Origin of the sequence: Brucella tritici (genome assembly GCF_008932295.1) — a bacterium.
Taxonomy (GTDB): Bacteria; Pseudomonadota; Alphaproteobacteria; order Rhizobiales; family Rhizobiaceae; genus Brucella; species Brucella tritici.
The window spans coordinates 1-23,673 of sequence record NZ_WBWA01000026.1; the positions used below are offsets into that span (position 1 = coordinate 1).

The window sequence follows — 23,673 nt, forward strand, 5'->3', positions numbered from 1 at the left end:
CACCTTCTGCCGCCTCAAGGACTGGAGGCGTGTCGCGACACGATATGACAAGCTCATGATTAACTTCGCAGCAACCTGCTACATCGCCGCCATCGTCACATGGTGGATCAATTGAGTCTGGACCCTAGAGCATGTCTCCCGAAGGTGGGAACCGGTTTCGGGACAAAGACATGCGTAAAAACAAATGGATAGAGTGGTTCCAACGACTCCGCTTTAACCAGAGCCGCTCCAAAAGTGTGAAGCGACTCTTCATCGGGAGTAAGTAGAATGCTCGAACAAAAATCGGCAGGACTGACCGAGGATACGCTGTTCAAGAAGCCGCTTTCGCGTATGGAAGCCAAGAGCGCCATAACCGACAAGACGGCAAAGGCTATCCTGAAGCATGAAAAAGCTGCGGTGGATGCCAAGACCGAACGATTGAAAGCTGCGCGCCTTGAGCGCGATAGGCTCGCATTATAGCCGGTCCCATAGCTGTATTGTGCAATCGTGCAAAACGAATGAATAGAGGCAGGTCGTAGCCAGCACGATGAAATAATTACATTTTATCGGTTTCTGTGCGGCCAGGAAAGGAGCTAAATTGCAAGTACTGGTAAGAGATAATAATGTTGATCAGGCGCTGCGTGTGCTCAAGAAGAAGATGCAGCGCGAGGGAATTCTCCGCGAACTGAAAGAACGCAGGGCTTATGAAAAGCCTTCGGAGAAGCGCGCGCGTGAGAAGGGTGAGGCTATTCGCCGTGCGCGCAAGGATGCGAAAAAGCGGGCACAGCGCGAAGGTTTGCTGCCGAAGCCGAAGAAGAAGGTTGCTCCCGCACGGTCGAGAACCCCGGTCGCTTCCGCACCTGCGACCTCTTCTGCTGCGTAACATAATTCCCGAAATTTCGGATTTTAAAACCGTCCAGACAGGCCGCCGGATCGAAAATGCTCCGGCGGTTTTTGCGGACGTCGAACGAATATAGTGAGGCCCTCGTACCGGCGGATCGGCACGAGGGATCGTTTTGAGCTTATGCCTGTGCGCGGAGAGCCTTTGCAGCGGCCACCATATTGACAAGAGCCGGGCGGACTTCTTCCCATTTGCGTGTCTTCAAACCGCAATCCGGATTAACCCAGAGTTGACCGTCCGAAAGTCGTTGGCGAGCGAGCGAAAGCAGGTTCGTCATTTCAGACACTTCCGGTACACGCGGCGAATGGATGTCATAGACGCCCGGTCCGATCTCATTCGGATATTTGAACGACTTGAAAGCATCGAGCAATTCCATGCGCGAGCGTGACGTCTCGATCGAAATCACGTCTGCATCCATATCCGCAATCGCATCGATAATGTCGTTGAATTCCGAATAGCACATATGCGTGTGAATCTGTGTCTTGTCAGAAACGCCGCTCGAACAGATGCGGAAGCATTCGACCGCCCAGTCGAGATAGTTTTTCCAGTCCGGGCGGCGCAATGGAAGCCCCTCGCGCAAGGCAGCCTCATCGATCTGGATCATAGCCGCTCCGGCCTTTTCAAGATCGATCACCTCGTCGCGGATGGCAAATGCGATCTGGCGGCAGGTTTCAGCGCGTGGAATATCGTCACGAACGAAAGACCAGTTCAGGATCGTCACAGGACCCGTCAGCATGCCCTTGACGGGGCGTGAGGTCAGGGACTGGGCATATTTCCACCATCCGACGGTCATCGGTTCGGGGCGCGAAACGTCTCCGAAGATGATCGGCGGGCGAACGTAGCGCGATCCGTAGCTTTGAACCCATGCATGTTTGGTGAAAGCGAAGCCCGATAGCTTTTCGCCAAAGTACTGCACCATGTCGTTTCGTTCGAACTCGCCATGAACCAGAACATCGAGATCGATTTCTTCCTGCCAGCGGATGGCCGCTTCGGTGGCCCTGCGAATAAAGGTTTCATAGTCGCTGTCGCTGATTTCTCCCTTGTTGTGAGAGGCGCGGGCTCTGCGGACCTCAGCGGTCTGTGGGAAAGAACCGATTGTCGTGGTGGGAAAGCGCGGCAGGCCAAGCCTGTCACTCTGCAACCTCTGGCGTTTGCCAAAAGCGCTGGTACGCTTCTTCATACTGCTTTCAACAGATGCAACGCGCTGTTCAACGACCTTGTTGTGAACCTTGGCCGACGCTGCACGCGCTGCGATGGCCTCGCTTGCGGCCTTGAGCTGTGGCAGAACTGTACTTTTCCCGGATGTCAATGCCTGTCCCAGAACGGCCAGTTCTTCAAACTTCTGGGCTGCAAAGGCCAGCCAGTTCTTCAGATCGGCGTCGAGATCGGCTTCAAGCGTCAGGTCGATCGGTACATGAAGCAGCGAGCAGGAAGGCGCGATTTCAACGGATTGCGGGCCACGTTGCTCAACGACCGGCTGCACCTCGTTAATGATCGAAACGAGGTCCGTGCGCCAGATATTGCGACCGTCGATCACGCCGAGAGAAAGGACTTTTTCCGGAGCGAGTTTCGATACGACTTCGGAAAGTTGCTTCGGTGCACGGGCAAGATCGACATGCAGGCCGGCCACTGGCAGGGATATGGCGGTATCGAGGTTGGCACCCAGCGCTCCAAAATAGGTTGCGAGCAGAATCTTTGGTCCGGATACTGACGTCAAACGCTTATAGGCGAGTTCGAATGCAGCCAGCTCGTTAGGAATGAGATCGAGTACGAGTGCCGGTTCATCGATCTGCACCCAATCGGCGCCTGCGACTGCAAGTTCTCGCAGCAATTGTTCGTAGACAGGCAGAAGCTTTGGCAAAAGTGCTATGGCATTGAAGCCTTCGGAAGTCGATTTTGCAAGCTTCAGGAATGTCACCGGGCCTAGAATGACAGGGCGCGTGTGAATGCCCAAAGCCTTGGCTTCCAGAAAATGATCAATAATCCTGGTGCTGGAAAGCCTGAATTCCTGATCGTCGGAGAGTTCCGGGACCATGTAGTGATAATTTGTGTCGAACCACTTGGTCATTTCCATCGCTGTTGTGCCATGGCCATGATGGGCATGCCCGCAGGAAGCCACTTCCCCCTGACTTCCGCGCGCCATCGCGAAATAGGTGTCGAGTGAGACTTCGCCGCCGTTCCACCCGTAACGAGCCGGAATTGCGCCGACCGTGACCACCATATCCAACACGTGGTCGTAAAGCGAAAAGTCGTTGGACGGAATTTTCACGATGCCCTGATCGCGTTGCTCTTTCCAGTTGGCGGCGCGCAAGGCACTGGCGATGGTCAGCAACTCCGTTTCAGATGATTTCCCGGCCCAATAGGCTTCAAGCGCGAATTTCAATTCGCGGCGCCGACCGATGCGCGGTACGCCCAAGGTGGCTGTTGTGATGGTAGCTTTAGACATGACTGCATAACCCCGATACAAGTTGGGGCGAGGTCATTTGAATGTGTGTGACACAAACCGGCCTCAGGAAGCTGGCTGTAAATGCGACACATCAGGACACCCCGCCCATGGACGATATATGTCGGGGCAGGTCTCCTGGCTTACGGGTCATCGCCTCTATTCGCCTTCCCGGATTTGCACCAGTGGCATTATGAATATCGGCTAGCCGCTTACAGTTGCGGGGGCAGCTCCGGCCTTGCCATAAGGCGCACCGGGTTCCCTCTTAGCTTCACCGGATCATTCCGGTGAAGAACCACGACAAAATCTAGTCTGTCGCAATTGCGTGCGAGTGTCAATATCACATAAAGAAATGTTTATATCTTTACATCATTATTTGATCTGAATTAGGCGGGCCGCCAGCTGCAACGGTTTCAGGTCGCTGGGTATTGCTGCCGGAAAGAAGCTTTCATTGCCGGAGGAGAACAGGCATTGCCGGGCGGCAAGCAGTGTAGGAAATCAACGCGATGCGGCGATTACAGCAGCATTTCCCCATCCTGCACGAACTTGTGTAATTTTTGACGTTTACGGAAACGTCAAAGTAGGTTAGCTTCGATCCGGAATTGACCGGGTGAGTGCGGATTCCGTGAGACGCTCAGTCAAAAAAGCAGCAAAAATGGCTATTTTCGCAGAAAATCATCCCTTTTTGTTGCAACATGCGCGCTGTCACAACGTTTTGCTATAATGTGGCATGCAGGCATGAAACGCGGTTACGGGCTCGTTCCAGCCATCGCGGAACGGCTCAGGTGGTGAATTTGGAGGATTTCTATGCCGAGCTATCGCGCGCCAGTTGAGGATACCAATTTCGTTCTCAACGACGTTCTGAATTATCAGCGCTACAACAACCTGCCGGGCTTTGCCGACGCGTCGCCCGATGTCGTCGAGGCAATCCTGTCTGAAGGCGCGAAGCTCGCCGAAGGCACCCTGTTTCCGGTCAACCAGACGGCTGATCGCGAAGGCTGCAAGCGTCATTCGGACGGTTCGGTGACGACGCCGAAAGGCTACAAGCAGGCTTATGATCTGTATCGTGAAGGCGGCTGGCTTGGTCTCGCCGTGCCCGAACAATATGGCGGGCAGGGGCTTCCCTATCTCCTGCACACGGCTGTCGGCGAATATATGTCGTCGGCCAATATGGCGCTCACCATGTATCCGGGCCTGACACAGGGCGCGATTGCCGCGATCCTGACCCACGGCACCGATGAGCAGAAGGATACCTATCTGCCGAAGATGGTGGAAGGCACCTGGACCGGCACCATGAACCTGACAGAACCGCATTGCGGTACGGATCTGGGGCTGCTGCGCACCAGCGCCACGCCACAGCAAGACGGCAGCTACAAGATTTCCGGCCAGAAGATTTTCATCTCGGCTGGCGAACACGATATGTCGGAAAACATCATCCATCTGGTGCTGGCCCGTATCGACGGTGCGCCGGAAGGCGTGAAGGGCATTTCGCTGTTCATCGTGCCGAAGTTCATTCTTGACGCGGAAGGCAATCCGGGCGAGCGCAATGGCGTTTCCTGCGGTTCCATTGAAGAAAAGATGGGCATTCACGGCAATGCCACCTGCGTCATGAATTATGACGAGGCAAAGGGCTTCCTGATCGGCGAGGCGCATAAGGGCCTGCGCGCCATGTTCACGATGATGAACGAAGCGCGTCTTGGTGTGGCGCTTCAGGGTCTTTCGATCGCCGAAACCGCTTACCAGAATGCTGCTATCTATGCGCGTGAGCGCATTCAGGGTCGTGCGCTTTCCGGTGCCGCAGCACCGGACAAGAAGGCCGATCCGATCATCGTGCATCCGGATATTCGCCGCAACCTCATGAACATCCGCGCTTTCAACGAAGCCGGTCGCGCGCTTATCCTCTGGACGGCGCTCAATTCCGATATTGCCCATCGTGCAGGCGATGAAGCGGAACGTCAGGCAGCAGACGACCTCGTCGGACTTCTGACGCCGGTTCTGAAAGGCGTTCTGACCGACAAGGGTTTTGAACACGCCGTCATGGCGCAGCAGGTCTTCGGCGGTCACGGTTATATCGAAGAACACGGCATGAGCCAGTATGTGCGCGATGCGCGTATCGCCATGATTTATGAAGGCGCAAACGGCATTCAGGCGCTCGATCTCGTCGGTCGCAAGCTGGCGCTGAATGGCGGTCGCGCGGTTACCGCCTTCTTCAAGGAAGTGGGCGAATTCTGCGAAGCCAATCGCGAGAACGAAAAGCTTTCCTTCTTCACCAAGCATCTGAAGAAGGGCCTCAACGATCTTCAGGCCGCCACCATGTGGCTGATGCAGAATGCGATGGCCAAGCCCGACAATGCCGGTGCAGCCTCCAATGACTATATGCATCTCTTCGGTCTGGTGGCGCTCGGCTTCATGTGGGCGCGCATGGCCAAGATCGCCGAAGAAAAGCTTGGCAGTGGTGAAGGCAACAAGGCTTTCTTCGAAGCCAAGCTTGTCACTGCACGCTATTATTTCGAGCGGATCATGCCGGAAAGCGCAGCACATCTCGCACGCATCCAGTCGGGTGCGGATTCGATGATGGCGCTCAACGCGGACACATTCTGAGTTAGGGATTGAGCTAAATTTCGAATTTAGCGGGAAGGAGTCAACATGGCTGAGGCTTATATTTACGATCACGTGCGCACACCGCGCGGACGTGGCAAGAAGGATGGCAGCCTGCACGAAGTGCCTGCCGTGCGTCTGGGCGCGAAGGTTCTGGAATCCCTGCGCGACCGCAACGGCATCGATACTGCAAAGGTCGATGACATTATTTTTGGCTGTGTCGATCCGGTCGGCGAAGCTGGCGCTGTCATTCCACGCTCCGCCGCTTTCGAAGCCGGTTACGACTTCAAGGCCCCGGGCATCCAGATTTCGCGCTTCTGCGCTTCCGGTCTCGATGCCATCAATCTGGCTGCCGCAAAGGTTGCCTTCGGTGCCGACGAACTGGTGGTTGCTGGCGGCGTTGAAAGCATGTCGCGCGTCGGCATGGGCATGTCGGGCGGCGCCTGGTACATGGACCCATCGGTCGGCTTCCCGGGCTATTTCATGCCGCAGGGCGTGTCTGCCGATCTGATCGCCACGAAATATGGTTTCAGCCGCGACGATGTCGATGCCTATGCTGTCGAAAGCCAGAAGCGCGCCGCCAAGTCGTGGGAAAAGGGCTATTTCAAGAATTCGGTCATTTCGATCAAGGATCAGAACGGCCTGACCATTCTCGACCATGATGAACATATGCGCCCGACGACCGATATGCAGGCGCTTGGACAGTTGAACCCGTCCTTTGTGATGCCGGGCGAAATGGGCGGCTTCAATGCTGTCGGCATTCAGGCTCATCCGGAAATCGAAACCGTCAATCACGTCCACCATGCCGGTAATTCATCGGGCATTGTCGATGGTGCGGCTGGCGTTCTGGTTGGCTCCAGGAAGGCTGGCAAGGCCTTCGACATCAAGCCGCGTGCGCGCATTCGTGCTTTTGCGAATATCGGTTCCGAACCGGCGCTCATGCTGACCGGCCCGGTCGATGTGACGGAGAAGCTTCTCAAGCAGGCGAAGATGAAAATCTCGGACATCGACCTGTTCGAGCTCAACGAAGCTTTCGCCGCTGTGGTCCTGCGCTACATGCAGGCCTTTGATATTCCGCACGACAAGATCAACGTCAATGGCGGCGCGATTGCCATGGGCCATCCGCTCGGTGCAACCGGCGCGATGATCCTCGGTACGGTGCTGGATGAGCTGGAACGCCGCGATCTCAACACCGCGCTGGTGACCTTGTGCATCGGTGCCGGCATGGGCACGGCGACAATCATCGAGCGCGTTTAAGGCGAGGGAGGTTCTACGAATGGCTTACACGAATTTCAAAGTTGAAACCGACGTCGATGGCATCGCTCTCGTTACCTGGGACATGCCTGAAAAGTCGATGAATGTTTTCACCGTCGAGGCGATGCAGGAATTGAACGCCATCATCGACGCGACGACTGCCGACGAAAAGGTTAAGGGCGTGGTCATCACGTCGGGCAAGGAGAGCTTCTCCGGTGGCGCCGACCTGACCATGCTGGAAGGCATGTTCAAGGAGTTCCAGAAGCAGAAGGCCAAGGACCCACAAGGTGCGGTCCAGGCCCTGTTCGACAATGTCGGCAAGATGAGCGGTCTTTTCCGCAAGCTTGAAACCTGTGGCAAGCCGTGGGTTTCGGCGATCAACGGCACCTGTATGGGCGGCGCGTTTGAAATGTCGCTTTCCTGCCATGCGCGGGTGGCATCCGATGCGCCGGGTGTGAAGCTGGCGCTGCCGGAAGTGAAGGTCGGCCTGTTTCCGGGCGCTGGCGGCACGCAGCGCGTTCCGCGCCTTGCCAACCAGCAGGACGCGCTTCAGATGATGACGACCGGCTCCAGCTTGACCGCGCAGCGAGCCAAGGCAATGGGTCTCGTCACGGAAGTTGCACCGGCCAAGAAGCTGGTTGAAACCGCAAAGAAGCTCATCAAGGGCGGCCTCAAGCCGGTTCAGCCATGGGATGAAAAGGGCTTCAAGCTTCCGGGCGGCGCGATCTACTCGGCTGCCGGTGCCAATCTCTGGCCTGCTGCGACTGCCATTCTGCGTCGCGAAACATCGGGCAATTACCCGGCGGCGCTCGCTATCCTGAAGTCGGTTTATGAAGGTCTTCTGGTGCCATTCGATACTGGCCTCAGAATAGAGCAGCGCTATTTCACCGAAATCCTCCAGACGACCGAAGCCGGCATGATGATCCGCTCGCTGTTCGTGTCGTTGCAGGAACTGAACAAGGGCGCACGCCGCCCGGCGGATGAAAAGCCGACCAAGCTCAAGAAGATCGGCGTCATTGGCGCTGGTTTCATGGGTGCGGGCATTGCCTATGTGACCGCCAAGGCGGGCATTCCGGTTGTGCTGATCGACCGCGATCAGGAAGCCGCCGACAAGGGCAAGGCCCATACGGCTGATCTCGTGACCAAGGAAATGCAGAAGGGCCGTGCCACCGAGGCCGACAAGGAAAAGCTCCTGTCGCTCATCACCGCAACGCCTGACTATGCTGAACTCGACGGTGCCGATCTGGTGATCGAAGCCGTGTTTGAAGACCGCGACGTCAAGCGCGTTGCGACCGAGAAGGCCGAGGAAGTGCTGAAGTCTTCGGCGATCTTCGCGTCGAACACCTCGACCCTGCCGATCAGCGGTCTTGCCAAGGTCTCGAAGCGTCCGAAAAACTTCATCGGCATCCACTTCTTCTCGCCTGTTGATAAGATGATGCTGGTGGAAGTCATTCTCGGCAAGAAGACATCCGACAAGGCTTTGGCCGTAGCCCTTGATTATGTACGCGCAATCAAGAAGACGCCGATTGTCGTCAACGACACACGGGGCTTCTACGTCAATCGTTGCGTGCTGCGCTATATGTCGGAAGCTTACAACATGCTGGTTGAAGGCGTTCCGGCTGCGATGATCGAAAATGCCGCCCGCATGGCCGGTATGCCCGTTGGTCCGCTGGCGCTCAATGACGAAACCGCTATCGATCTCTCGCAGAAAATCCTCAAGGCAACGCTTGCCGATCTTGGCGAAAAAGCTGTCGATCCGCGCCATGTCGAGCTGGTGGACAGGCTCGTCAACGAGTTCGACCGCAAGGGCCGCAAGAATGGCAAGGGATTCTACGAATATCCGGCCAAACCTGCCAAGAAGCATCTCTGGGCTGGTCTCAAGGATCTCTATCCGCAGCAGGACCCCGACAAGATCGATGTGAAGGAGCTGAAGGAACGCTTCCTCGTCACCATCGCTCTGGAAGCTGCCCGCGTGATGGAAGAAGGCATTGTCACCGATCCGCGTGAAGCCGATGTCGGCTCCATTCTCGCCTTCGGTTTTGCGCCTTATACAGGTGGTACGCTGTCTTATATCGATGGCATGGGCGCGAAGAAATTCGTCAAGCTTGCCAAGGAGTTGCAGAAGAAATACGGCCAGCAGTTCAAGGCGCCGAAGCTTCTGCTCGACATGGCCGAGAACGGCGAAAGCTTCTATCAGCGCTTCAACCCGTACAAGACGGAGACGAAGAAGGCAGCGTAAACATCCCTCCTTCGCAAAATCATCAGGCGCGGCATGTTTCATGCCGCGCTTTTTATTTGCGCGTTCCGCTTTTGCTGAAATGTCATAGCCTGAAAATAAGAAAATTTTCCCTGTTAATTCAGCCGTCTTGCGTAATTATCGCTTTTTCGGTAGGTTGAAGCCGAAGATGGGACGGAAATTAGGTTTAAAATCCTTTGAAGCATATCTTTCCTGATGGGGACTGTTCAGGAAGATATGTTGGAACCTACGTGGCGGATCATGACTATGTTTTCTCACGAGAGCGTGTGGGCGGCCATTGATGCTCTGGCTGAACGTCATTCCCTGAGTGCGTCCGGGCTGGCGCGCCGGGCAGGGCTGGACCCAACGACCTTTAACAAATCCAAGCGCTATGCTTCCGACGGGCGTGCGCGCTGGCCTTCGACGGAATCGCTCGCCAAGGTGATGGAAGCAACCGGCTCGAGCTTCGATGAGTTCACGCGGCTCATTCAGGGCGAAAACCGCACGCCGCAATTCGGCGAATATACGCAGGACATGCAGTCCATTCCATTGCTCGGCATGGCTGAAGCCGGTGCGGGCGGCTATTTCGACGATGCCGGTTTCCCGGCGGGGCAAGGCTGGGACATTGTGGAGTTTCCCGCCGGATCGGGGGAAGGTGTGTATGCGCTGGAGGTTTCGGGGGACTCGATGTTGCCCCTTTACCGTGATGGCGATACGCTGATCGTTGCACCCAATACCGCCATTCGCCGGGGCGATCGCGTGGTGGTGCGAACGAAAGATGGAGAAGTGATGGCCAAGATTCTGCATCGCCAGACGCCGCGAACCATTGAGCTTCACTCGCTCAATCCCGAACATCCGAACCGCATCTTCGAGTCGAAGGATATCGAATGGGTCGCCCGCATTTTGTGGGCGAGCCAGTAATGGCGCAATCGCAGGACAGAAGCCATGCACGTGCCGTTTTCGGCGGTCTGGCTGGCATAACAGGTGCAGTTCTGGTCGCAGCCTTCGTGGCGCCGTTCTATGGCGCGCTGGATCGGCCTGTCGTCGTCATCAATTCCGGTGACGCACAGACCGGCTCTGGTGCAGGTAATGGCATCGTTGTCGAACAGTTCGACTATAATGAACCGGGAACACAGCCTGAAACGGGCAATGCACCGGAGGGGACCTCACCGCAGCCGGGCGAGGTCGCACCCGCTGAAGGGCAGTCGCCTGCATCGCCGGAAAACGGCAAGGCTAACGATCAATCCAATAAAAGTGACATGCAACGCGAGGCACCGCGTCCGCCGCTGAGTGATCTCGGTCTTGCATCCACGCCGAAGCCGCCAGAGCCGCCTGCACCGGCCACACCTGTCGATGCGGGCGAACAGATGCAGCTTTTGCAGCGCCCTGTCGCGGTGGCGGCCGGACGGCTGGAAAGCCAGGGCCGCATGATCGAGCTGCAGGGCATTGAAATCGTGCCGGTGGAACAGACATGCCAGACGGCTTCCGGCGAAAGCTGGCCATGCGGCATGCAGGCGCGCACTGCCTTCCGGCAATGGCTGCGCTCCCGTGCCGTCATGTGCCGCCTGCCTGAAAACGACAGCGGTGCGGCAGTCGCAACCGAATGCACGCTGGGCAATGAAGATGCAGCCGCATGGCTCGTCGCCAATGGCTGGGCGAAGGCTGTTCCGGGCGGTGCCTATGACGAAGCGGGCCGCAAGGCTGTGGAGGCTCGCCTCGGCATCTTCGGCGACAAGCCTGATACGTCGCTGCCCAATCCGGAGCCGGATAGCGGCAATATGATGGATAATCCTTCGCCGCTGGCCCCTGAAACGGAGCCGCAGCCGTCTTCGCCGTCCCCACAGCCGCAGGGTGAGTTTCCGCCTGCGCCGCCTGCACAATGAAAAAAACGACACCTCTTGTGGTAATTCCGGTCCTGAAATGAAAAAAGCCCCGCTCGATGCGGGGCTTTTTCGTTCCGTATCTTGAAGCTTACGCCAGTTCGCCAGCCAGAGCCTTCTTGATCAGCGCGCGGGTTTCTTTGATGCCGTAGAGCGCGACGAAGGAACCGAAGCGCGGTCCGCGTTCCTGACCAATCAGCACTTCATAGAGCATCTGGAAGAAGGAAACCGAAACGCCGGGACCGCCTTCCGGGCTCTTCTTGGTGTGGTCCTGATAACGCTCAATGGCGCGGGCAACGTCGAGAATGGCATTCTGGATGTCGTTGCCATCGCTGCCGGCAGGTAGCGTTGAAAGCTTGGCATCCAGAGCTTCGAGCGCTGCGCGTTCTACATCGTCAGGCGCGCGGAACTGCTTGGTCGGCTTCACGAAATCGTTGAAGTAACGGATCGCATAGCCGACGAGCGCGTCGAGCTCCGGATTGTTTTCCGGCGTAACGCCCGGCACGTGGCGCGAGATGAAACCCCACAGCACAGCCGGATTTTCGGCATTCGATGCACTGACCAGATTGAGCATCAGCGCGAATGTAACCGGCAGGTTCACCTTCGGCGGGTTGCCGTAATGAATATGCCAGACCGGATTGTTCAGCCGGTCCTTCCACTCCATGTTTCCTTGGCGGTGATAGACCGAAAGATGGGCGAAATATTCGTCCACCGCCTTCGGGATGACATCGAAGTAAAGCCGCTTGGCGGTCTTCGGCTTCTGGAAATTGTAAAGTGCAAGACTTTCGGTCGGCGCATAGGCCAGCCATTCATCGATGGAAATGCCGTTGCCCTTGGACTTGGAAATCTTCTGGCCAAGCTGGTCGAGGAACAGTTCATAGACGAAATGTTCCGGCGCGCGACCGCCGAGGATTTCGCAAATGCGGTCATAAACGCCCGCATTGGTCTGGTGGTCCTTGCCGAACATTTCGAAATCGACGCCGAGCGCTGCCCAGCGCATGCCGAAATCGGGCTTCCATTGCAGCTTCACCTTGCCACCTGTGACGGACAGCGTGGTTTCAACGCCGTCCTCATCGTCGAAGGTGATGGTGCCAGCCTTGGCATCCACGCTCTTCATTGGCACGTAAAGCACGCGGCCGGACTTCGGCGAGATCGGCAGGAACGGGCTGTAGGTTGCCTGGCGCTCTTCGCCGAGCGTCGGCAGCATCACCTTCATGATGTCGTCATAGCGCTCGACGGCCTTGAGAAGCACGGCGTCGAACTTGCCGGACTTGTAATATTCGGTCGCGCTGGCGAATTCGTAATCGAAGCCGAAAGTGTCGAGGAAGCGGCACAGCATGGCGTTGTTGTGATCCGCAAAGCTCTTGTAGTCGCCGCCGAACGGGTTCGGAACGGTCGAAAGCGGCATTTGCAGATAGGGCTCAAGAGCTGCCTTGTCCGGCACATTGTCCGGAATCTTGCGCATGCCGTCGAGATCGTCCGAAAAGCAGATCAGGCGCGTCTTGACCTTGTCTTCGGTCAGGATGCGGAAGGCATGGCGCACCATCGAGGTGCGCGCCACTTCGCCGAACGTGCCGATATGCGGCAGGCCGGAAGGACCATAACCGGTCTCGAAGATCACCGTCTCCGGCAAGCCGGTCTTTGCATAGCGCTTGAGGATTTTCTTCGCTTCTTCAAAAGGCCATGCTTTCGCTTCCGCAGCCGCCGCGGTCAGTTCCGGGGTCAGCGTGATTTCGGGAAGGCGGTGCGAGGTCATGGTTCAATCCTGTGAAGGGGGCTACTCGTTAAAACTTACGCGCAAGTAAGGCGCATACTGCTCTATGGCGCGGCAACCACTGTCCGTCAACGGTTGCGACCGAATTTCCTTGCGCAACGGGATGCGGCTTCCTAACTTTCAAACCAATTTGGGCCGTTGGATTTGATTCCGGCCATTGTTGTGCAGGAGTACGCGATGAAAAAGATCACCCCGCAGGATGCACTCGTCTATATCATGATTACGACGTCTGCAGCCGACACCACCATGACCGATGCCGAGCTGGAATCCATCGGCAATGTGGTGACGCGCCTGCCGGTTTTCCGTGGTTTTGATACCGGGCGTCTGCCGCAGCTTGCCAATGATTGCTATGCGCTGCTGGCCTATGAAGACGGTCTGGAGAAGATTCTCGACCTCGCTCATGAAGCCCTGCCGGAACGCCTCTACGATACGGCCTATGCGCTGGCTGTCGAAGTGGCTGCCGCCGATCTGCATGTGGAGCAGGAGGAGCTGGAGTTCCTCCAGATGTTGCGTGACCGCTGGACGCTCGATGAGCTGACCGTTGCCGCCATCGAACGCAGCGCCCGCGTGCGGTTCCGCAAGCTCGATCCTGTTGTTTAGAGCCTGTTCCAAAAGTCATCCTGTGTGGCTGCAAATGGCAATTTGTCTGCGTTCCGGCGCTCATGCAGCTTTTTGTTTCAGGCTCTTAAGCGCTGGTGGCTGCATAGGCTCGGCTTCCTTCATCCAGAACTGTCGAACCTCATCCTGAGCTTGTCGAAGGATCAGCAGTTGAATGCAAAACGGGCGGAAAATCCGCCCGTTTCCTTTGTGGGGTTCAGGAAAATCAGCACACGACCGGGAGCCGTCGTGCCTTGCGCCCTTCCAGAGCAGCGCGCATGATGCGGGCTGCTTCTGCAAATGTGGGCGTTTCCTTCCAGTGTTCGGCATGAATGAAGCCGGTCGGAACGATATCCTTCAGCGCTTCCAGCGTGTGGCGCGGCACCATATCGGTGCAGTTCCACAGGCGACGGAAGACAACGCTGATCCGTGTGACCTTGCCGTTTACCTGAACGGACGGCTCGGTCGTTTCCAGAGCCCAATCTTCATAGGCGTCGACTGCATCCTGGAATGCATGATGCAGATAGATCGGTGCGTGACCGTCATGAAGCGGGGGCAGCAAACTAGACATTTCTGTTTCCTCTCTTCCTATTGGTTCAGCTTTCAGGGGGCATTTGTTGCCAGGTGAATGAATTGGGGCAAACAAATGCATTTTAACAAGAGCCATGAATTGCTCTTCAGTGGTCTATGTGTGCCGTGTCGAAATGGAAGCTCACGAAATACGACAACACATAATTAACCATGATCTACGGAAGAAGGCCTGTTTGGCAAGAGGCGAATTTTTTTTAAATAAGCTTTTATCGGAAAAATAATTCAAACGCATAGGTTGAAATACTGCAATAATAAGCTAGCAAACTGTTGAAATATTATTTTTACTTGACGGTTAAATATGCCGGAAAACGAAGTGTTTTTCGATATTTATTGTTCGGGTGACAGGTTTTGCTCCTGTCATTTGCAGGCGACTGGTATAAAAAGTCATCAAATGAAAATGTGATTGCGGGGCAATGGATATGGCTCAACTGGTTCTGTCGCGTAGGGCTTTTCTGGCGGGGGCGACCGCTTTGGCCGCCGTCGCCGTCTGGCCGCAACGGTCGAATGCGGCTGGTGAGGCGCAGAAAGGCGGGCGGCTGATCGTGGCCGCAGATTCAGAACCGCGCAATCTGAACCCGGCCATCGTTGCGTCCAATGGCGTTTTCTTCGTCGCAAGCAAGGTGGTCGAGCCTCTGGCGGAAGCGTCTTTCGAAGGTGAAAATGGTCTCGCGCCGCGGCTTGCCACGAGCTGGGAAGGTTCGACCGACGGGCTGACGGCGACGTTCCATCTGCGCGAAGGCGTCAAATGGCATGACGGCACGCCTTTCACATCGGCGGATGTGGCATTTTCGGCCATGGAAGTCTGGAAACCGCTGCAAAACCTGGGACGTGTCGTGTTCAAGGCGCTGGAGAAGGTTGAAACGCCGGATGACCTTACCGCCATTTTCCATTTCTCCGAGCCGACGCCTTTCCAGCTTATCCGCAATGCCTTGCCCGCGCTGACCGCGGTGCTGCCGAAGCATGTCTTCGCAGGAACTGACATCATGGCCAATCCGGCCAATGAGAAGCTCGTCGGAACCGGTCCGTTCAAATATGCCGAACACAAGACCGGCGAATATTACCGACTGACGCGTAACGACGATTACTGGGGCGAGGGTGAGCCTTATCTGGATGAGATCGTCTATCGCGTGTTGCCGGACCGTGCCGCAGCGGCAGGCGCGCTGGAGGCCGAAGAAATCGACCTCGCCGCCTTTTCCGCCGTGCCGCTCGCCGATCTGGACCGTATCTCGAAGATTCCCGGCCTCACGGTCATCTCCAAAGGCTATGAAGCGCTGACCTATCAGCTCGTGGTGGAAATCAACCATCGCCGCAAGGAACTGGCGGACCTGAAGGTTCGACAGGCGATCGCTCATGCTATCGACCGCGATTTTGTGGTGAAGACGATTTTCCTCGGTTACGCCAAGACCTCGACCGGTCCTGTGCCGCGTTATGACAGCCAGTTTTATACCGATGATGTGCCATCCTATCCGTTCGACGTCGCGAAGGCGAATGCGCTTCTGGACGAGGCTGGTTACAAGCGGGGCAAGGACGGCACGCGCTTCACGCTCAAGCTTCTTCCTGCGCCTTATTTCAATGAAACGAAACAGTTCGGCGATTATCTGCGTCAGGCGCTTGCGGCTGTCGGCATCGATGCGCGTATTGTCAATAATGACTCCGCCGCGCACCAGAAAGCGGTTTACACCGACCATGACTTCGATCTGGCGATTGCACCGACGGTTTATCGCGGCGATCCGGCCATATCCACGACAATTCTGGTCGAAAGCGGTATCCCGGCAGGCGTGCCGTTTTCCAATCAGGGCGGCTATGCCAATGCTGAACTGGACGCGCTGATCGCCAAAGCCGCACGCGAAATCGATGAGAAAAAGCGCACGACGCTCTATCATCAGTTCCAGCAGATGGTGGAGGCAGATTTGCCACTGATTAACGTGGCGGAATGGGGCTTCATCACCGTTGCCCGTGACCGCGTGAAGAATGTTTCCAACAATCCTCGCTGGGCTGTTTCCAACTGGGCGGATACGTGGCTGGAGCAGTGACGAACCTTTCCGATTGATTGTATCCTGTCATCGTGAAACAGATTCTGGCCCTTTTCCGCAAACGACTGCTCGGCAGCTTCATCGTGCTGCTGATTGTCATTGTCGGCTGCTTCTTCCTGGCAGAAAGCGCGCCGGGGGATGCCGTTGACGCCTATGCCGTGACATTCGGCGGCGATGCGGCAACGATTGACGAAATGCGCGCGCGCTGGGGGCTGGATCAGTCGGTCTGGCATCGGCTCGGGGCCTATCTGGCAGCCCTTGTGCAGGGTAATCTTGGCTGGTCCGTCAGTTTCAACCGGCCCATTCTCGACGTTATACTGGAACGCTTGCCCAACACACTTCTGCTGATGGGGGCGGCGACTGCCTTGTCTTTTGCCGCAGGGTCGCTCCTTGGCATCGTGGCAGGGGCAAAGCCCGGAAGCTTTCGCGACCGGTTTCTCTCCGTGGCATCGCTGATCCTCTATGCGATCCCCGGTTTCTGGCTGGCGCTCGTGCTGGTCATCCTTTTTTCAATCAGGCTGCGCTGGTTGCCGTCGAGCGGCATTGAAACAATTGCTTCCGGCAAGCATGGGCTGGCGCGGGCAGGCGACATTGCAGTTCATCTGGTGCTGCCGGTCGTTTCGCTGGCGGTGATCTATCTGGCACTTTACTTGCGGGTCATGCGCGCCGCCATGGCCGACATATGGCGCATGGATTTCGTGCGCGCCTTGCGGGCAAGGGGCATTTCGCATTCGCGCATTGTCCTGCGCCACGTGGCGCGCAACGCGTTGCTGCCGCTCGTCACTGTACTGGGCCTGCAGGCCGCATCCATGCTCGGCGGCAGCGTGGTGATCGAAAGCGTTTTCGCCGTGCCGGGGCTGGGACGGCTGGCGCAGGAGGCCGTCGCAAGCCGTGACACGCCGCTTCTGCTCGGCGTCATTCTGGTCAGCGCCATCATGGTGATCGTGGTCAATTTCCTGATTGACCTGATCTATCTCTGGCTCGATCCGCGTATCGCGGCCGGAGGCGGCGGAGTATGAACGGGGTGAAATGTTATTTCAGAACGGGTGAGGGTTTAGCAGGTGCAATCCTGCTGGCGCTGCTCGTACTGGCAGCACTTTCCGCACCTCTCATCTTTCCCGCCGATCCTTTAAGCATTGTCTCAACGCCGCTGCTGCAGCCCTTTGACAATACAGATTTTATTCTCGGAACCGACCGGCTTGGACGCAATGTTCTGGCCGAGCTTTTCTATGGTGCGCGCACATCGCTTGGCGTTGGACTGGCTGCTGCCTTGGCCTCAATTATCCTCGGCAGCATCATCGGGACGCTGGCCGGTTTTGCGGGCGGTATCGTCGATGAAGTCCTGATGCGGATCACGGAAGCCTTCCAGACCGTGCCGGGCTTTCTGCTGGCATTGGCGCTGGTCAGCATTGCCGGGCCGACACTGCCGGTGTTGATTGCAGCGATTGCACTTTCAAGCTGGACGCAGGCTGCGCGCCTCACGCGCGGGCAGGTGCTCACAATCCGCGAAAGCGATTACGTGGCTTCCGCCCGCGTCATCGGCATGCATCCGATGGAAATCGCTTTCCGCCAGATACTGCCCAACGCTCTGCCGCCGGTTCTGGCGCTGGTGCCGGTGATCGTCGCTTCCGCCATATTGATTGAAGCGGCTCTGTCCTTTCTGGGGCTGGGCGATCCGAACCGCGTCACCTGGGGCGGCATGATCGCCGAGGGGCGCACGGTCCTGCGTTCCGCACCCTGGCTTTCGATCCTGCCGGGGCTGGCGCTGGCATTGACTGTTGTGGGCGTCTATCTGGCGGGCGAGGGACTGACGAACGCCTTGTCCCGGCGCGAGGTGCAGTCATGACGGTGATCGTCCGGTTGGAGCAGCTTTGCGTGCACTATGGCCGTGAAATGGCGCTGGAGAATATCAATCTTGATGCCCGGCGCGGTGAAACGCTGGCGATCATTGGCGAAAGCGGCTCGGGCAAAAGCACGCTGGCGCTGGCGCTGGCCTCGCTCCTGCCAGCCAACGCACGCATTTCGGGCAATATGGAATGGCCGGAGGACAGGCTGAAGCCGGGACGCGACATTGGCTTCGTGTTTCAGGACCCGGCATCGAGCTTCGATCCGCTGATGACGGTCGGCGCGCAACTTGTCGAGACCATTCGCGCCCATGCGAAAATCGACAAAACAGCAGCGAAAGCCAAAGCAGTCAGCCTTTTACAGCGGGTTCACATTCCGCAACCGGAGCTAAGTTTTTCGCGCTATCCGCACCAGTTTTCGGGCGGGCAGAAACAGCGCATCGCAATTGCGCTCGCCATTGCCGCGGGTCCGCGCCTGCTGATCGCGGATGAGCCGACAAGCGCGCTCGACACCATCGTGCAGAAAGAGATTGTTTCTCTCCTGCGCGAACTGGTGCGCACTGATGGGATGACGCTGATCTTCATTACCCATGACATCGCGTTGGCATCGGGACTGGCGGATCGCATCGCGGTTTTCCGGCGGGGTGTGCTGGTGGAACTTGGCCTCGCTCGAACGATCATTTCTGACCCACAAACAGATTATACGAAGGCTCTGATTGCGGCCGTGCCGGTGCTGGAGGCAGCCCATGGTTGATCCGATTCTGAAGGCCGACGATCTCATTTTACGCTATGGCGACGCCCTTGCGCTCAATGGTGTCAGCCTCACGATCCAGCCGGCCGAGACACTGGCGCTGGTCGGTCCGTCTGGCAGCGGCAAGTCCACGCTGGCGCGGGCACTGCTGCGGCTTCACCCGCTTGCAAGCGGTACAATCCGTTTTGAAGGCGAGGACTGGCTGGCGCTCAAAGGGGCCGGTCTCCGCAAGCAACGGGCGCGCATGCAGATGGTGTTTCAGGACCCGCTCTCAGCCTTCAATCCGCGTGCGAACGTCTATGATCTCTTACGCGAACCGCTGCGCATCCACGGGCTGAAACGCGATATTGCCAGCCTTCTGCAAACGGTCGGGCTTGATCCAGCACTGGCACGGCGCGGCGTCCATGAGATTTCCGGTGGGCAGCGCCAGCGCGTCGCGATTGCGCGGGCGCTTGCAACTGCTCCGTCGCTGATCGTGCTGGACGAGGCGGTTTCGGCGCTCGATGTCACCGTGCGCGGCGCCATTCTCAACCTGCTGCGGGATATACAGAAAGCCGAACAGACGGCCTATCTCTTCATCACGCATGATCTCGCCGTGGCAGCGCAAATGGCGGATCGTATCGCGGTGATGGAGCGTGGGCGGATTGTCGAATGCCGCCCGACGCGGGAACTGCTGGCGGCACCGCAAACGCCTGTCACCAAAGCGTTGATCCAAGCGGTGCCGCGATTGTCTGTTTAAGCCTTGCCCAGTTCCACCGAACGCTTGCGGGCAGCCTCCACGGCTTCGGCCACCAGCGTCTTGAGCCGGTCGCCGCCCATCAGAACTTCGAGTGCGGCAGCGGTGGTGCCGTTCGGGCTTGTCACCTGTTCGCGCAGCTTTGACGGCGTGTCCGTGCTGGCATCGGCCAGCGCGCCTGCACCCATTACGGTTTGCATGGCCAGAAGTGCGGCCGTTTCATGCGGCAGACCGGCGGTCACACCGGCATCGGTCAGCGCCTCGATGAAGTGGAACACATAGGCAGGCCCGGAACCCGAAACAGCGGTTACGACGTCCATAAGCGCTTCATCATCCACACTTGCGACCTTGCCGGATGTCTCAAGCAGGCGCGCGACGAAGGCTTCGTTCTCGTCGCTCACATTGGCGTTCTTGTAGGTGACGAGCATCCCCTTGCCGATGGCGGCAGGCGTGTTGGGCATGCAGCGTAGCACGGCTGCATCGTGACCAAGCTTGCTTTCAAAAAGGGCGACCGGAATACCCGCGGCAACGCTGACGAAAGTGGCGGCGGGTGCGAAGCGCTTATAGGCTGGCAGAACCTGTGCCATGACCTGCGGCTTGACCGCCACGAGAACCATGCGCGGCTTCAGATCGCCGGGGAGGGCTTCAGCATCGGCAAAGGCATGGACGCCAGCACCGGCAGCGCGATCACGAAGCGCTTCGGTCGGCTCCACGACATACACGTCTTTCGCCTTGAGGATACCGCTATCGAGCCAGCCTTTCAGCATGGCGAAGCCCATATTGCCGCAACCGACCAGAATTACCGTGTCATGCATGTTGATTGTTCCACCTTTGGATTTCATTGGGACATGGTCCGCGATGGTATAGCCCTGCCTTATTACGCTGCGCAAGTATATGCGGCGTATCCACGAATTTCTGAGGTTAAATCATTGATCGCCCAAAATATATCGACCAATATGAACCAAAGTTGAGTGAAGCTTCGGAGGGGAAGAATGGATCCGGCTTTGACAACGGGTGTGCCGCCAGCCGAAGCCTTTGGCCATGTCCGCATCATCATAGGCATGATCCTGGGCCTTTGCGTTTCACGCCTTTTGACTGGATTGGCACGCTTTATCCAGCATCCCGGCAAACAGAAAATTTATCCGGTCCATCTGGCTTGGGTGGGTTTCATCCTGCTTTCGGTCATCCATTTCTGGTGGTTCGAGTTCAGCTTGCGAACCATTCCGCTCTGGACTTTCGAGAAGTATCTGTTCGTAATCTTCTATGCCGGATTGTATTTCCTGCTCTGCACGCTGCTCTTCCCCGACAGTATGGAAGAATATACCGGCTATCGCGATTACTTCATTTCCCGGCGCAAGTGGTTTTTCGGCATTCTGGCATTGGTCTATGTGGCTGATTTCATCGATACGCTGCTGAAAGGAGCGGACCACTATCGGGTCTATGGGATCGAATATCCGATTCAGGTCGCTTGCTTCATCCTGTTCAGTCTGATCGCGGTGTTCTGGGGTAACCGGCGTTATCACGCGGTTTTCGCCGCCGTTGCGCTGGTTTACCAGATCACTTTCACACTGCGCCATTTCGCAACGTTGAGTTAGAGAATGTCTCCCAGAAGTGGGCCGCTCTACGACTGCTTTTCGGCATTGCGCCGGGTTTCCGCGTCCACGATTTCGCGGAACTGGCGCAGCAGCGGGTGGCGTGCCGTCTGCTTGACGCCGTAATCGAGATTGAACGCATAATCGAAATCCGGCGGATTGAGCCCGATATTATGCTGCATCATGGTTTCGAGCTTGTCGAAGCCCTTGGCAAAAATAGCTTCCGTCGATTTGCCTTCGCTGTAATCCGCCCAAAGCTCCATGATTTCTGCGCTGAGATCATCCGGCAGCGGGGCACACAGCGTCATCAGGTCGGCTTTTTCGCGCTCGGCTCGTCCATCATCGGCGGATTGATGGATAGCGGGTACATCGCCGGAAATCGCCTCGCCCAGATCGTGGATGATGCACATCTTGATGAGTTTCAGCCGGTCGCAATCGCCCAGCTCCCTGTCGAACAGCGTCACCAGCAGGCATAGCCGCCAGCTATGTTCGGCTGTGCTTTCCGGTCGGCCCTGAGAGGTATGGCCGGAACGCAAAGTGCTTTTCAGCCGTTCTGCATGTTGGATAAACTGGATTATGCCGCCAAGCCGGGCTGGATCGATCGGGTATTCCGTTTCGGCTTTCATGGCTGTCTCCTGATTTATCTGTATGAATCAATACATATAATTGCAATTTTAACGGTTTGTTTGCCATGATGAATATTAATCTGGATCAATAGCCACGGGTGAAAAGCGGGACGGAGCGATGGTAGAAAGGGACGGAGAGAGGAGACGTGCGGCTGTGCGCCCACTTCTAGCCTATGCGCCGGAATTCCTTGAGCCTGCGCCGTCCGTCCGTGCGACCGGAAACAATGACGAAGACCGCGAGCATCAAAAGCGCCGCGAGGAATTGCTCCGCCGCAAACAGGATTTGTTAGACGCCGAAGAGAGTGAGCGGGTCGATCCGAAGGCGGATATGCAGGGCCGGATGAATGCCGTGCGGGAGGCTCTGCAAGCCAATCTTGATGGTGCGCCGATCAAGGAACCATCCGCGTCGGAATCATCTGTATCAGCCGCCGTTCCGAAGCTTGAAAAGCCGATGCAATTGCCGCGCCGCAGGCGTCGCTGGGGGCTTCTGGCCGGTTTCACGATACTGGGCGGAATTATCGGAACCACATATGCTGTTCTGGAGCCGCCCCAATATGGCGCGACGGCATCCTTGCAGGTTTTTCCACCGGAACGGCGCAGCGAAATTGCCTCGAATGTTGTTCTTGAGCGCGCCGCACAGATGGCGCGCATCGAACGTGCAGCCGATCTCGGCGCGCCTTCCTTTCTGGAAGAATTGCGCTTTCGCCTGACCCGATTGTTGCCCGAAGATCAACAGTCTCCAGCCGTGGCCGGACATAAAAAGATGTCGGGCGCGCAATTGCTGCGCCAGCGTCTTGATTTTACACAGGCGCTTGACAGTGGCACGGTCAATGTGGAGGCCACGGCTGACAGGCCGGAAACGGCAGCACTTTTGGCCAATGCCGTTGCGCAGGCGTTTCGCGATCATCTGCAGGGCAGCGGAGAGTTGAACGGGGTTGAGGGTGATCTTCCGGCGCGTCTGCAAAGTCTGGAGGCCGATGCAGAAGCGGCGCAGCAGGCGGCAGGGGCTTTTCGCGTCAGCCGGAATTTTGGCGATGATGACAACAAAGCCGCACTTCAACGCGAGTTCGCCGACAGCAAGGCCGAGACAGCGCGCATCGCAGCGGAGGCCAACAGCCTGAACGGCGCGACCGCCGAGAGCCTCGCCGGCAAGGGCGTGCCCGAATCCATGCGTTCCGGAGCACTGGGCGCAATGGTGGAGCGGTATCGCGCCGCAGGGCAGGGGGCTGAAACGAGCCAGATCGAAGCGGAAATCGACAAGGAGATTTCCAGCCAGCGTAGCCTGTTACAGGCAGATCTTAAGAATGCGGTCGAACGTGAGCAAAAGGCAGCGGCTGCCATTGCCGGTTTGGGTTCGGCGCCCGCAACAGATGAAGACAAAGCCCGGCTGCAAATGCTGGAACGGGATGCGGCGGCAAAGCAGGCACTCTTTGAAGATTTGCAGATGCGTGCGGCACGGGGCGAGCCTGCCTCGGCGGGGTCTGCTGCGACAGTGCGGATTGTTACGCCAGCCATGGCGGAACCGAACCCGCGCAATCTCTCCCCGCAAGGGGTTGTCGCCCTTGGATTGCTGGGCGGGTTTTTGCTTGGTCTTCTTTCGATGATGCTGGCCGGTCGCAAGCCCCGATCGTCCGCCAGAAGCGAAGCCGAGCCGGACGAGGTTCTGGAACCCTACGGCGAAACCCGGCTTGCTGCCGTTATCCGCGAAGCCAATGCGCGCTGGGAGGCCGAGAATGAAGGCGCCAACCGCACCACGGAAAATGCCGCCCTCGGTCGTGCCATCGACGACGTGCGTTCGTCCCGTATCACGAGGCCCTAACTGGTTCTTGCAGGACTTT

At 57.4% G+C, this 23,673-nt stretch carries 20 protein-coding genes, 1 pseudogene and 1 riboswitch; of the genes and pseudogenes, 16 read left to right on the forward strand and 5 right to left on the reverse strand.

Going from position 1 to position 23,673, the window contains the following annotated elements; genetic code table 11:
- The 3 genes and pseudogenes from F9K91_RS20460 to rpsU form a co-directional block, all read left to right on the forward strand.
- Window positions 1–115: pseudogene (locus tag F9K91_RS20460) on the forward strand (IS5/IS1182 family transposase); the annotation flags it as partial.
- A gap of 152 nt (window positions 116–267) precedes the next feature.
- Window positions 268–459 (forward strand): hypothetical protein, encoded by a 192-nt coding sequence (locus tag F9K91_RS20465; RefSeq protein WP_151555603.1) that lies wholly within the window; start codon window positions 268–270, stop codon window positions 457–459.
- Between the two features lie 118 nt (window positions 460–577).
- Entirely contained in the window at window positions 578–862 is a 285-nt protein-coding gene (rpsU, locus tag F9K91_RS20470) for a 30S ribosomal protein S21 (RefSeq protein ID WP_061346909.1), read from the forward strand.
- A 139-nt stretch (window positions 863–1,001) separates the two neighbouring features.
- Here the strand turns inward: rpsU and metE are convergent, their stop codons facing one another.
- Entirely contained in the window at window positions 1,002–3,326 is a 2,325-nt protein-coding gene (gene metE / locus F9K91_RS20475; protein ID WP_151678597.1) for a 5-methyltetrahydropteroyltriglutamate--homocysteine S-methyltransferase, read from the reverse strand.
- A gap of 108 nt (window positions 3,327–3,434) precedes the next feature.
- Window positions 3,435–3,638, reverse strand: a riboswitch (cobalamin riboswitch).
- 492 nt (window positions 3,639–4,130) lie between these two features.
- On the opposite strand from metE, the gene F9K91_RS20480 reads away from it, so the two are divergent.
- The 5 genes from F9K91_RS20480 (at window position 4,131) to F9K91_RS20500 (ending at window position 11,294) form a co-directional block, all read left to right on the forward strand.
- Entirely contained in the window at window positions 4,131–5,924 is a 1,794-nt protein-coding gene (locus F9K91_RS20480; protein ID WP_151678598.1) for an acyl-CoA dehydrogenase C-terminal domain-containing protein, read from the forward strand.
- A gap of 45 nt (window positions 5,925–5,969) precedes the next feature.
- On the forward strand, window positions 5,970–7,178 hold the full coding sequence (locus tag F9K91_RS20485) for an acetyl-CoA C-acetyltransferase (RefSeq protein ID WP_151678599.1): 1,209 nt from the start codon (window positions 5,970–5,972) through the stop codon (window positions 7,176–7,178).
- 19 nt (window positions 7,179–7,197) lie between these two features.
- The gene (locus F9K91_RS20490; RefSeq protein ID WP_151678600.1) at window positions 7,198–9,414 is read left to right on the forward strand and encodes an FAD-dependent oxidoreductase; all 2,217 of its coding nucleotides are present in this window, start codon (window positions 7,198–7,200) and stop codon (window positions 9,412–9,414) included.
- 264 nt (window positions 9,415–9,678) lie between these two features.
- Window positions 9,679–10,332 carry a S24 family peptidase gene (locus F9K91_RS20495; RefSeq protein WP_061346914.1) on the forward strand — a complete coding sequence of 218 codons (654 nt, stop codon included), beginning with the start codon at window positions 9,679–9,681 and terminating at the stop codon, window positions 10,330–10,332.
- Window positions 10,332–11,294, forward strand: a complete 963-nt coding sequence (locus F9K91_RS20500) for a thermonuclease family protein (RefSeq protein WP_151678624.1) — start codon at window positions 10,332–10,334, stop codon at window positions 11,292–11,294. Before F9K91_RS20495 ends, F9K91_RS20500 begins: the two co-directional genes overlap by 1 nt.
- Window positions 11,295–11,382: 88 nt before the next feature.
- Here F9K91_RS20500 and F9K91_RS20505 read toward each other — a convergent pair whose 3' ends face one another.
- A complete protein-coding gene (locus F9K91_RS20505) occupies window positions 11,383–13,047 on the reverse strand; it encodes a lysine--tRNA ligase (RefSeq protein WP_151678601.1) in 1,665 nt (554 codons plus the stop codon).
- A gap of 195 nt (window positions 13,048–13,242) precedes the next feature.
- On the opposite strand from F9K91_RS20505, the gene F9K91_RS20510 reads away from it, so the two are divergent.
- Window positions 13,243–13,665 (forward strand): tellurite resistance TerB family protein, encoded by a 423-nt coding sequence (locus F9K91_RS20510; RefSeq protein ID WP_061346917.1) that lies wholly within the window; start codon window positions 13,243–13,245, stop codon window positions 13,663–13,665.
- 223 nt (window positions 13,666–13,888) lie between these two features.
- On the opposite strand, the gene F9K91_RS20515 is transcribed toward F9K91_RS20510, so the two are convergent.
- Entirely contained in the window at window positions 13,889–14,233 is a 345-nt protein-coding gene (locus F9K91_RS20515) for a BRA0787 family protein (protein WP_151555610.1), read from the reverse strand.
- A 439-nt stretch (window positions 14,234–14,672) separates the two neighbouring features.
- Between F9K91_RS20515 and F9K91_RS20520 the strand changes: the two genes are divergently transcribed.
- Genes F9K91_RS20520 through F9K91_RS20540 form a run of 5 tightly spaced genes read left to right on the forward strand, consistent with a single transcriptional unit; the run spans window position 14,673 to window position 19,620 of the window.
- Window positions 14,673–16,286, forward strand: a complete 1,614-nt coding sequence (locus tag F9K91_RS20520) for an ABC transporter substrate-binding protein (RefSeq protein WP_151678602.1) — start codon at window positions 14,673–14,675, stop codon at window positions 16,284–16,286.
- A gap of 17 nt (window positions 16,287–16,303) precedes the next feature.
- Entirely contained in the window at window positions 16,304–17,305 is a 1,002-nt protein-coding gene (locus F9K91_RS20525) for an ABC transporter permease (protein ID WP_151678603.1), read from the forward strand.
- On the forward strand, window positions 17,302–18,132 hold the full coding sequence (locus F9K91_RS20530; RefSeq protein WP_151555613.1) for an ABC transporter permease: 831 nt from the start codon (window positions 17,302–17,304) through the stop codon (window positions 18,130–18,132). Before F9K91_RS20525 ends, F9K91_RS20530 begins: the two co-directional genes overlap by 4 nt.
- Window positions 18,129–18,884: an ATP-binding cassette domain-containing protein gene (locus F9K91_RS20535; RefSeq protein ID WP_151555614.1), complete on the forward strand. Its 756-nt coding sequence runs from the start codon at window positions 18,129–18,131 to the stop codon at window positions 18,882–18,884. The genes F9K91_RS20530 and F9K91_RS20535 overlap by 4 nt, the downstream gene beginning before the upstream one ends.
- Window positions 18,877–19,620: an ABC transporter ATP-binding protein gene (locus F9K91_RS20540; protein WP_151555615.1), complete on the forward strand. Its 744-nt coding sequence runs from the start codon at window positions 18,877–18,879 to the stop codon at window positions 19,618–19,620. Before F9K91_RS20535 ends, F9K91_RS20540 begins: the two co-directional genes overlap by 8 nt.
- On the opposite strand, the gene proC is transcribed toward F9K91_RS20540, so the two are convergent.
- Window positions 19,617–20,432 carry a pyrroline-5-carboxylate reductase gene (gene proC, locus F9K91_RS20545; RefSeq protein WP_061346923.1) on the reverse strand — a complete coding sequence of 272 codons (816 nt, stop codon included), beginning with the start codon at window positions 20,430–20,432 and terminating at the stop codon, window positions 19,617–19,619. The two genes, F9K91_RS20540 and proC, sit on opposite strands and share 4 nt — an antisense overlap.
- Before the next feature lie 177 nt (window positions 20,433–20,609).
- On the opposite strand from proC, the gene F9K91_RS20550 reads away from it, so the two are divergent.
- Window positions 20,610–21,212: a hypothetical protein gene (locus tag F9K91_RS20550; RefSeq protein ID WP_151555616.1), complete on the forward strand. Its 603-nt coding sequence runs from the start codon at window positions 20,610–20,612 to the stop codon at window positions 21,210–21,212.
- 26 nt (window positions 21,213–21,238) lie between these two features.
- On the opposite strand, the gene F9K91_RS20555 is transcribed toward F9K91_RS20550, so the two are convergent.
- Window positions 21,239–21,835 carry an HD domain-containing protein gene (locus F9K91_RS20555; protein WP_151555617.1) on the reverse strand — a complete coding sequence of 199 codons (597 nt, stop codon included), beginning with the start codon at window positions 21,833–21,835 and terminating at the stop codon, window positions 21,239–21,241.
- A gap of 154 nt (window positions 21,836–21,989) precedes the next feature.
- Between F9K91_RS20555 and F9K91_RS20560 the strand changes: the two genes are divergently transcribed.
- Complete coding sequence (locus F9K91_RS20560) at window positions 21,990–23,654, forward strand: GumC domain-containing protein (RefSeq protein WP_235913317.1); 1,665 nt, start codon at window positions 21,990–21,992, stop codon at window positions 23,652–23,654.
- Window positions 23,655–23,673 lie beyond the last annotated feature (19 nt).